Here is a 7,397-nt window from a genome sequence, read left to right on the forward strand (position 1 = left end):
GGCGTGGCCCGCTCCGTCGGCCCGAGCGTCGTGGAGATCAAGGCGACTTCCGGCAGCGGGCAGTCCACCGGCTCCGGCGTGATCATCTCCGAGGACGGAGAGATCCTCACCAACAACCACGTCGTCGCGAACGCGGAAAGCGTGCGCATCACCCTCCACGACGGCAGGACGGCGTCCGCCGACGTCGTGGGGAGGGCGGCCGACCGCGACATGGCCCTGCTCAAGGCCCGAGACGTGGAGGACCTCACCCCCGCGAAGCTCGGTGACTCCGACGACGTGGGCGTCGGCGACCCGGTCGTCGCCATCGGCTCGCCCGAGGGGCTGTCCGGCACGGTGACCAGCGGCATCGTCTCCGCGAAGGACCGTGAAGTGACCGTACGGAACGAGGACGGCGGAGGCGGGGGCGGTCAGGGCGGTCAGGGATACGAAGGGGGCGACTGGCCCTTCGAGTTCGGCGGAGGCACGTACAACGGCGACCCGGGCAAGGACACGACGACCTACAAGGCCATCCAGACCGACGCATCGCTGAACCCCGGCAACTCCGGCGGTGCGCTGGCCACCATGGACGGCCGGATCATCGGCATCAACTCCGCGACGTACTCCTCCGGTTCGGGCTCCGGAACGTCGGCGGGCGGTGGCGGCAGCGTGGGGCTGGGCTTCGCCGTCCCAGTCAACTCGGTCAAGGACGTGCTCGGCGACATGCGTTCCGGAGCCGGGGGCAACTGAGGCATGGGCATACAAGACGACTCCGTCCAGTACGGCTGGTCCGACGGCTACGGCGCCCACCGGGTGTACGGCGCCTCCGGTCACGCCGTCGATCCAGCGGCGCACGACTCGACCGCCCGCGACTCGGCCGCCCACCACTCGCCCACGCACGACCCCGGCCCCGCCGCTGATGCGAAGCTTGAGCCCATGAAGGTGCTGATCGTCGACGACGAGCCCGCCGTACGGGACGCGCTGCGCCGCAGCCTCACCTTCGAGGGGTACGACACGGCGCTCGCGGTGGACGGCATGGACGCGCTGGAGAAGACCGCGTCGTGGGAGCCGGACCTGATCCTGCTCGATGTGCTGATGCCCCGCATGGACGGGCTGACCGCCGCCCGCCGGCTGCGTGCGGCCGGCCGGCGCGTGCCGGTCCTCATGCTGACCGCGCGCGACACGGTCGGCGACCGCGTCACCGGGCTGGACGCCGGAGCGGACGACTATCTGGTCAAGCCCTTCGAGCTGGACGAACTCCTGGCCCGCATCCGCGCGCTGCTGCGCCGCAACTCCTACGCGCAGGAACTGGCGGAGGCGGGCGCCGACCTGCAGTTCGGCACCGGTTCGCCGGGCTCGCTCGGCTTCGGCGACCTGCGGATGGACCTGGGCACGCGTGAGGTGACGCGGGGGACGCGCATCGTGGAGCTGACCCGTACCGAGTACACGCTGCTGGAGATGTTCCTGTCGCACCCGCGCCAGGTGCTCACCCGCGAGCAGATCCTCAAGTCGGTCTGGGGCTTCGACTTCGAGCCCTCGTCCAACTCACTGGACGTGTACGTGATGTACCTGCGGCGCAAGACGGAGGCGGGAGGTGAGCCGCGGCTGGTGCACACGGTCCGCGGTGTCGGTTACGTCCTCAAGGACGACGGGGCGTGAAGCTGCCCCGCGCCGAGACGCTCCGGCCCAAGCTGAGCACCCCGCCCCTGCGTTCGCGGCTGGCGCTGCTGGCGGCGGTGACGGTGGCGCTCGCGGTGGCGGCGTGTGCGACGGCCTGCTGGTTCCTCGTACGGGCCCAGCTGATCGGCTCGCTCGACGAGTCGCTGCGCAACAACAACCGCGTCGACTCCAGCTTCATCGTCGGGCAGGTCAGTTCGGGGCAGTGCTCCCCGGCCGACGAGCGTGCGCCCAACCCGTTCGACGCGACGGTCCAGGTGGTCGACCGGCAGGGCAAGAGCTGCGTCATCGTCGGGAACAAGGTGGAGGTCGCTCCCGGCGACATCGCGGTGGCCGAGCACACGAGCATCGAGTCGGTCCACACCGCCCGCAGCCTCGACGGCTCCGGCACGGACTACAGGGTGCTCACCAGCCCCGTCGAGGGCACCGACGTGGCGGTGTCCGTGGCGCGTCCGCTGACGGAGACGGACCGGTCGCTGCGGAACCTCGCTCTCATCCTCGCCCTGGTCGGGGGCGCGGGCGTGCTGGCCGCGGCGGGCGCCGGAGTCGCGCTCGCCCGCGCGGGGCTCCGCCCCGTCGACCGTCTCACCGACGCCGTCGAGCACATCGCGCGTACGGAGGATCTGGGCGTGCGCATCCCCGCCGAGGGAGACGACGAGATCGCCCGTCTGTCGCGCTCGTTCAACTCGATGACCGAAGCGCTCGCCTCCTCGAGGGAGTTGCAGCAACAGCTGATCGCGGACGCCGGGCACGAGCTGCGGACGCCGCTGACCTCGCTGCGTACGAACATCGAACTGCTCGTACGCAGCGACGAGACGGGAAGGTCGCTGCCGCCCGAGGACAGGCGGGCGCTGCTGGAGTCCGTCAGGGCGCAGATGAGCGAACTGGCGGCGCTCGTCGGCGATCTGCAGGAGCTGTCCCGTGAGGCGGCGCCCGGCGGTGCGAGGGTCGACGTCGTCGCCATGCACGACCTCACCGAACGGGCGGCCGAGCGGGTGCGGTTGCGCAGCAAGGGCATCACGATCACGGTCCGGGCGGCGTCCTGGTACGTGCGGGGCGAAGGGGCGGCACTGGAGCGCGCGGTGGTCAACCTGCTCGACAACGCGGTCAAGTTCAGCCCGCTCGGTGGCACCGTGGAGGTCGCGCTGAGCGAGGGCATCCTGCGCGTACGGGACCACGGACCCGGGGTGACGGAGGAAGAACGGCCCTATGTCTTCGACCGCTTCTGGCGTTCACCGTCCGCGCGGAGTCTGCCCGGGTCGGGACTCGGCCTGTCCATCGTGGCCCGTACGGTCCAGCAGACGGGCGGCGAGGTCACGCTCGAGCCCGCACAGGACGAGGGCGGCGGCACGGAGGCCGTGCTGCGCCTGCCGGGGTCCGCGGCGCCGCTGCCGGAGGAGCCGCCCGGCCCGAACGGGCCGGGCGGGCCCGCCCCCGAGCGCCCGGAGTGACGCGCCGGAGTCATAGCTTGACTTCAACTTAACTTCAGGTACGAGCCTGGGGTCTGCCACGAACGGCAAGCGCACGTGGACACGTGCGCACACGTCACCGCGTCGAGGAGAGACCCCCATGGAGAGCACCGAACCGCTGCGTCTGGCAGTCATCGTCGGCAGCGTGCGGGCAGGGCGCTTCGGGCCGACCGTCTCGGACTGGTTCGCCGAAGAGGCCCGCAATTACGGCGGCTACGAGGTCGACGTCATCGACCTGGCCGAAGCCGATCACGAACTGCCCCTGTCCTTCCCGGACTTCAGGGCCACGGTGCCGCCCGATGTCGCCCGCGTGCGCGCCGGTCTGTCCGAACGGCTCGCCGCAGCGGACGCCTTCGTGATCGTCACGCCGGAGTACAACCACAGCTTCCCGGCCTCACTGAAGAACACCATCGACTGGTTCAACAGCGAATGGCACGCGAAGCCCGTCGGATTCGTCTCCTACGGCGGCATGGCGGGCGGCCAGCGGGCCGTGGAGCACCTGCGCCAGGTCTTCCCCGAGCTGCACGCCGTCACGGTCCGCAACACCCTCAGCTTCCACATGGCCTGGGAGCGATTCTCGGAGGACGGCCGGCCGCGCGACGAGGAGGGCAGCAACGCCGCCGCCAAGGGGATGCTCCGCCAGCTCGAATGGTGGGGCAGCGCCTTGCGCGACGCCCGCGCGAAGTTCCCCTATTCCTCGGCTGCCTGAGCGGTTCACCGCCCCGGCCCCCTCGCCCTGTTCGGGGGTTTGCGGTGGTCGGGGCGTGGAGCCCCGGGCGCGTCTCGTAAAGTCATGGCCATGAGCGACGTGGTGGTTGTGGACGAGGCGTCGGCCGAGGTCGTACGGAAGGCGCAGTCGCTGCTCGACGAGGCAGCCCGTGCCGACGGGCAGTCACCCTTGTCCGAGCAAGGATGGCTGCAACTGCGCGGGGGGCCGCGCCCCGGCGTCCGGCACCTGCTGCTGCGCGAGGACGGTGAACTCCTCGGCTACGCACAGCTGGAGGACGCCGACCCCGTCGAACCGCCCACCGGTGAACTGGTGGTGCACCCGTCGCAACGGGGGCGCGGCTACGGACGCCAGCTCGGCCAGGCACTGCTGAAGGAGTCGGGCAAGCGGCTGCGGGTGTGGGCCCACGGCGGCCACCCCGCGGCCCGCCACCTCGCGCAGGTCCTCGGCCTCTCCCTCTTCCGCGAGCTGCGGCAGATGCGGCGCCCGCTGACCGGTGCGTCCACCCCGCCGCTGCCCGAGCCGGTGCTGCCGGAGGGCGTGACCGTGCGTACCTTCCGTCCCGGCCAGGACGACGCCGCATGGCTGGCCCTGAACGCCGCCTCCTTCGCTCACCACCCCGAACAGGGCAGCCTCACCCAGCGGGACCTCGACGACAGGAAGGCGGAGGCCTGGTTCGACCCGGCGGGCTTCTTCCTGGCCGAGCAGGAAGGCGAACTGATCGGCTTCCACTGGACGAAGGTGCACAGCGCGGAACAGCTCGGCGAGGTGTACGTGCTGGGCGTCTCACCGACCGCGCAGGGCGGCGGGCTCGGCAAGACCCTCACGGCGATCGGGCTGCGCCACCTGGAGCGGGACCGGGGGCTGCCCACCGCGATGCTCTACGTCGACGCCGACAACCTCGCGGCCGTGAGCGTCTACGAGCGGCTCGGCTTCCGCACGCACGAGACGGACCTGATGTACCGCACGGAGAGCTGACCCCGGCTCGCCGCCGGCGCAGCCGGGCCGCCGGCCGGTGCGTGGGCGGTGCGGGAGCCCGGAGGTGATCGTGTTCCGGTGGCATGCCGCTCGCCCGGAGGCCATGTGCGCGTAACCATCGATTCAGACGCGCTTGCGAGCATCGTCGAATGCAGCCGTCCGCTCGTTCCCTCGCCACCCCTACCGGAGTCACCGGTGCGGGGAACAATGGGTGCATGAGCGAGCCCGTGTCACGTGCCGCATCACACGTCCCTTACCCCACGTCGCCCGTAGCCCCCGCCGGCGGGACCGTCCCCGACCTGGACCCCGACCTCGACTCCGACCCGGACGTCTACCGGGAGCACGGAGAGATCTCCGCCGACGGCCATGCGGAGGAACTGCCCTCCGACCGGTTCCTGGACCGGGAACGCAGCTGGCTCGCCTTCAACGAGCGGGTGCTGGAGCTGGCCGAGGACCGCGAGGTGCCGCTACTCGAACGGGCCAACTTCCTCGCGATCTTCGCGAGCAACCTGGACGAGTTCTTCATGGTCCGGGTCGCGGGCCTGAAGCGGCGCATCGCGACCGGCGTCGCGACGCGCTCCGCCTCCGGGCTCCAGCCGCGCGAGGTCCTGGAGCAGATCTGGACGCGCTCGCGCGAGCTGATGGAACGGCACGCCCGCTGCTACCAGCAGGACATCGCGCCCGCGCTGGCCGGAGAGGAACTGCACCTGATCCGCTGGGGCGAGCTGACGGAGAAGGAGCAGGCCCGGCTCTTCACCCTGTTCCGGCAGCAGATCTACCCCGTGCTCACCCCGCTGGCCGTCGACCCGGCGCACCCCTTCCCGTACATCTCCGGGCTGTCGCTCAACCTGGCCGTCGTCGTGCGAAACCCGGTGACCCAGCACCAGCACTTCGCACGTGTGAAGGTTCCGCCGCTGCTGTCGCGCTTCCTGGAGGCGTCGCCGCACCGCTGGGTCCCGCTCGAGGACGTCATCGCCGCACACCTGGAGGAGCTCTTCCCCGGGATGGAGGTGCTGGCCCACCACATGTTCCGTGTGACGCGGAACGAGGACCTGGAGGTCGAGGAGGACGACGTCGAGAACCTTCTCCAGGCGCTGGAGAAGGAGCTGCTGCGGCGCCGCTTCGGACCGCCGGTCCGGCTGGAGGTGGAGGAGTCGATCGACGCGTACGTACTGGAGCTGCTGGTACGCGAGTTGAACGTCTCCGAAGCGGAGGTCTATCCGCTGCCCGGCCCGCTGGACCTGACGGGGCTGTCCGGGATCGTCTCGGCGATGGACCGGCCGGACCTGAAGTACCCCAAGTTCGTGGCGAGAACGCAGCGCGACCTCGCACAGGTGGAGTCCGCGCAGCCGCCGGACGTCTTCGCCGCGCTGCGCGAGCGTGATGTGCTGCTGCACCACCCCTACGACTCCTTCTCCACCTCCGTACAGGCGTTCCTGGAGCAGGCGGCCGGCGACCCCGACGTGCTGGCGATCAAGCAGACGCTCTACCGCACGTCCGGCGACTCACCCATCGTCGACGCCCTCATAGACGCCGCGGAGTCCGGCAAGCAGGTGCTGGTCCTGGTCGAGATCAAGGCGCGCTTCGACGAGCAGGCCAACATCAAGTGGGCGCGGAAGCTGGAGGAGTCCGGCTGCCACGTCGTGCACGGGCTGGTCGGCCTGAAGACACACGGCAAGTTCTCTCTGGTGGTGCGCCAGGAGGGGGAGACGCTGCGCCGCTACGCGCACGTCGGCACCGGCAACTACCACCCCAAGACCGCGCGCCTGTACGAGGACCTGGGGCTCCTGACCGCCGACCAGCAGGTGGGCGCCGACCTGTCCGACCTCTTCAACCGGCTGTCCGGATACTCGCGCCGGGAGACCTACCGGCGACTGCTGGTGGCGCCCACCTCGCTGCGGGACGGACTGGTCTCGCGCATCCAGCGGGAGATCGCCCACCACCGTGCCGGGCGGCCGGCCTTCGTCAGGTTCAAGCTCAACTCGATAGTCGACGAGACCGTCGTCGACGCCCTCTACCGCGCCTCCCAGGCGGGCGTGCCCGTGGACCTGTGGGTGCGGGGGATCTGCGCGCTGCGCCCCGGGGTTCCGGGCCTGAGCGAGAACGTACGGGTGCGCAGCGTCCTCGGCCGGTTCCTGGAGCACTCGCGAATATTCGCTTTCGGGAACGGTGACGAACCGGAGGTGTGGCTCGGCAGCGGCGACATGATGCACCGCAATCTGGACCGCCGTATCGAGGCGCTGGTGAGGGTCCCCGACCCCGGCCACCGCACCTCGCTGATCAAGCTTCTCGAGACGGGGATGGGCGACGCGACCGCCTCCTGGCATCTCGGCTCGGACGGCGAATGGACACGCCACGCCCACGACTCGGACGGAGCGCCGCTGCGCAACATCCAGGAATCGCTGATCGAGGGCCGGAAGCGCCGCCGTGGCCCGGCGGCATGACACACCTACAGCGCTTACGGGCGCGAGCTTGCGGAGCGAGCCGGACGAGCGCGGTAAGGGGGTTGTGATGGGGCAAGGGGAGACGGTCGGGCGGCCGCCCCGGCTCCGGCACGGCCGGGCCTGTGG

Annotated in this window: 6 protein-coding genes; all 6 read left to right on the top strand. The window is 70.8% G+C overall.

The window, feature by feature from the left end; genetic code table 11:
• On the top strand, positions 1-726 hold a 726-nt coding region (locus tag H5J26_RS26175), incomplete at its 5' end, for a S1C family serine protease (RefSeq protein ID WP_181768438.1).
• Positions 727-912: 186 nt separating this feature from the next.
• Complete coding sequence (locus H5J26_RS26180; protein WP_181768442.1) at positions 913-1,635, top strand: response regulator transcription factor; 723 nt, start codon at positions 913-915, stop codon at positions 1,633-1,635.
• On the top strand, positions 1,632-3,104 hold the full coding sequence (locus H5J26_RS26185; protein ID WP_309238075.1) for a HAMP domain-containing sensor histidine kinase: 1,473 nt from the start codon (positions 1,632-1,634) through the stop codon (positions 3,102-3,104). The genes H5J26_RS26180 and H5J26_RS26185 overlap by 4 nt, the downstream gene beginning before the upstream one ends.
• A 118-nt stretch (positions 3,105-3,222) precedes the next feature.
• The gene (locus H5J26_RS26190) at positions 3,223-3,831 is read left to right on the top strand and encodes an NADPH-dependent FMN reductase (RefSeq protein WP_181768439.1); all 609 of its coding nucleotides are present in this window, start codon (positions 3,223-3,225) and stop codon (positions 3,829-3,831) included.
• A 90-nt stretch (positions 3,832-3,921) separates the two neighbouring features.
• Entirely contained in the window at positions 3,922-4,827 is a 906-nt protein-coding gene (gene mshD / locus H5J26_RS26195; protein WP_181768440.1) for a mycothiol synthase, read from the top strand.
• Positions 4,828-5,042: 215 nt separating this feature from the next.
• Positions 5,043-7,271 carry an RNA degradosome polyphosphate kinase gene (locus H5J26_RS26200; protein WP_181768441.1) on the top strand — a complete coding sequence of 743 codons (2,229 nt, stop codon included), beginning with the start codon at positions 5,043-5,045 and terminating at the stop codon, positions 7,269-7,271.
• Positions 7,272-7,397: the final 126 nt, after the last annotated feature.

The sequence above is a fragment of the Streptomyces albidus (ex Kaewkla and Franco 2022) genome (genome assembly GCF_013870515.1).
In the GTDB taxonomy this organism is placed as follows: domain Bacteria; phylum Actinomycetota; class Actinomycetes; order Streptomycetales; family Streptomycetaceae; genus Streptomyces; species Streptomyces albidus.